The organism is uncultured Gimesia sp., assembly GCF_937910335.1.
GTDB lineage: Bacteria > Planctomycetota > Planctomycetia > Planctomycetales > Planctomycetaceae > Gimesia.
The window spans coordinates 1-2,845 of the sequence record NZ_CALEMX010000061.1 but is presented as its reverse complement, the minus strand read 5'-3'; the positions used below and the strand labels follow the sequence as shown (position 1 = coordinate 2,845).

General features: G+C 44.6%; 3 protein-coding genes and 1 pseudogene. All 4 read right to left on the bottom strand.

All coding sequences use genetic code 11. From position 1 onward, the window contains the following. Positions 1-200 (bottom strand): annotated as a pseudogene (locus tag Q0668_RS02535) (gliding motility protein GldM); the annotation flags it as partial. Positions 201-246: 46 nt separating this feature from the next. Then, positions 247-990 (bottom strand): gliding motility protein GldL, encoded by a 744-nt coding sequence (gldL, locus tag Q0668_RS02530; RefSeq protein WP_298859615.1) that lies wholly within the window; start codon positions 988-990, stop codon positions 247-249. A 122-nt stretch (positions 991-1,112) separates the two neighbouring features. Beyond that, on the bottom strand, positions 1,113-2,483 hold the full coding sequence (locus tag Q0668_RS02525) for an SUMF1/EgtB/PvdO family nonheme iron enzyme (protein WP_298859613.1): 1,371 nt from the start codon (positions 2,481-2,483) through the stop codon (positions 1,113-1,115). Between the two features lie 105 nt (positions 2,484-2,588). Continuing rightward, a partial coding sequence (locus tag Q0668_RS02520) for a type IX secretion system membrane protein PorP/SprF (protein ID WP_298859611.1) occupies positions 2,589-2,845 on the bottom strand: 257 nt, incomplete at its 5' end.

Here is a 2,845-nt window from a genome sequence, read left to right as displayed (position 1 = left end):
TGAGCAAATTTTGATTCAAAGCTTGACCAAATGGAATTTGACTGACCTCCCATCTGACGATTGGAAGTTTGCAGACCATCATTAACCTTAACGAATCCGTTGAGTACTTCTTTTGATATGTTCATCGCTAACATCGCAGTGAGAACCAGGTACATCATCCCGATCATCTTCTGCCTAGCGGATAATTTTTCACCGGACATTTTCTAATGTATTTAAGTCAATAACAAAAATTAGAGTATCGGCTACTTATGACCGTGAACCTGAGCCCATAGCGTTGAGCATGTTGCTGTAAACCGTGTTGAGCGATTCGAGGTTGTGAGCCAGTTCAGCGATATTCTCTTTGTACTTGCGTGTTCCATCGATAGACTCATTGAGGTTTTCAACCAGAGTGGTCATTCCAGCATAAAGCTGACGACTCTTCTCAAGTTCTTGCAACTGCAACTCGTACATGTTGTTCAACGAATTGAGGTTGTCTGACATTTTACGCAGCGAATCGCCCGTTTGCATGCCAGCTTCTGCGTGGTCCTTAATTCCAGTAAGGGACGCTGATGCCTCTTCGTAGCTATGAGAAAGGTCACTAATTTTTTGCGATGCTCCTCGAAGGTTTTCACTGAGTTCTTTACTCGCGACACCTGATTCAGTAAGATCACCCATGTTTTGGGCAGACGTGCTGAGGTTTCTCATGCCGTCTCCGAGGCTCTGAATCAATTCAGGCTCAATTTTGGCTTCAATGAGCATGTCGTCTAATTGCTCAGTCAGTGAGCGTCCATCGTTGCGTGAACCTTCTTTTCGGTCACCAGAAGCAAGTTCAGGATACACAAGAGACCAGTCTGGCTCTTCGTGAGGGGGCTCAAATGCTGAGAAGAAGAAAATTACCGCCTCCGTGAGAAGACCTACTGTTAGGAAGAGAGAAGCTCCGGCCCAGTGTTCAATTTTAAATAGTGCTCCAATAATTACCACGGCGGCACCAATACCGTACAGTTTGGCCATAAAATGCTTCCATCTTTTACTTCCCGGTTTCATAATTTTTACTTGCTTTTGGTTTAGTTAAAAGGATTATTACTCAACGAGAGAAATAATCATTAGAAATGGATTGATTTTTTGCTTCGTCTTTAAGGGTTGAAGTCTTTTGGATCGATACTCTTACCACGACCCAGGTATGACATCACACATCGGAAACCGATGTAAGACTTAGCGGTATCCTGATACTCGAAAGATCGAGTTCCAGTTTGACAATAATAGCCGATATCCTTCCAGGATCCACCACGAATTACTTTTCGTTTCATCGAGGGGGGATCATCGACTTTTGCATGATACTGATATTCAGGACTCATGTCATGTGAAAACTCATAGACCGACTCATCATAAGCCGTGTTCGTCCATTCTGCAACGTTTCCAGCCATGCAGTAAAGTCCGTAGTCATTAGCGGAGTAAGAGTCCGTAGGAACGGTATAACACCCGTTATCTTCAACGTAGTCGCCACGCATTGGCTTAAAGTTAGCCAATGGACAACCTTGAATGTTTCGGATATAAGGTCCACCCCAAGGATATGGTGAAAGTTCCAGTCCACCACGTGCAGCATACTCCCATTCCGATTCAGACGGAAGACGGAATCGCTGAACAAATACTTCACCGTTATAGGCTTTCCACTCGTTAAGGATCTGAGTTCTCCAAGCGTTAAATGCTTTGGCCTGACCCCAAGTTACCCCAACCACTGGATACTCGTCGTATGCCGGATGCCAGAAATAGGTCTCTGTCAAAGGCTCGTTGAATCCATAAGTGAAATCATGTACCCAACAGAGTGTGTCAGGATACACATTGATAATTTCTTCAATGATAAATTGTGATCGATCACTGTGTCCGCGAACGGAGTGAAGCTGGTTGAGGGAATTAACCTCTCCATATTCTTCATCTTTCCCTGCCTTGTTTGCAGCGCTTTCAAAATCGATCCACCAATAGCGATAGATCAGCTTTCGCGTATCTGTCTGATGACGATTGTAAAAACGATCGGAACCTTGGAGATAGAATTCATCGTAGAGGAGGTCGAAGATATCTTCGTCATCCCAATCGATTTCTTCCTCCCAGTTCAGGATGTAGCCCTTGTCGATAAATCGATCGAGCTCCTGACCACGTGCATTCTCGGCGTAGTAGTACAGCTCATTGTCGTCCTGCGCAAGTGCATCGCGAAATAGCGAATCACGCACATAGTAGACAAACTGCCGATACTCGTTATTCGAGATCTCGTGTTGGTCGATGTAAAATGCGGGGACCGTCACAGTCTTTGACCGTGTGTTGTGAGCCCATGGCACATCCTGATCATTGTTTCCCATTGTATAGGAACCAAAATGAATGTAGTTCATCCCATAGGGATTCACTTGGACCCAATCTTCCCGCGGATAGACTCCTACCAGTTCACCTCTCGGACCCGGGTAGCAGCCGGCCAAGCAGCAGAGCAGAAGCAGCAAGTACAGCGAATTTTTCATGATTTCCTTCATCTAGTAAAAATGAATACTAAAAATTCTCTTGCGGAGAAACAGGTTTCCTAAAACTGAAAATACGAGTATATAACACGTTTAGTTTCACTTTTATTATAGGAACCTAGGGTTACTGTATCGATTCTGTGGCGGATTGCTCAAGACGCTGAAGCAATAAGTGACAAACACCTCATGCGATCCACTACTGTAATTCTTGATTTCTGACATGGTAAGATCGTAAGAATAACCCACCCTGATGCAGTTGTTAATGGTATTGTAGCCATCCTTCTTCACCCATGAAGTCTGATAGCCAAGCATCGGAGCTAAAGCATCTCCCGGTCGGAAAGACAATCCTCCCCAAACCATATCGT

Bases quoted from the DNA above. Each gene is read 5' to 3' on its own strand.
- gldL (WP_298859615.1), bottom strand. From the start codon at position 990: ATGGCCAAACTGTACGGTATTGGTGCCGCCGTGGTAATTATTGGAGCA.
- Q0668_RS02525 (WP_298859613.1), bottom strand. From the start codon at position 2,483: ATGAAAAATTCGCTGTACTTGCTGCTTCTGCTCTGCTGCTTGGCCGGC.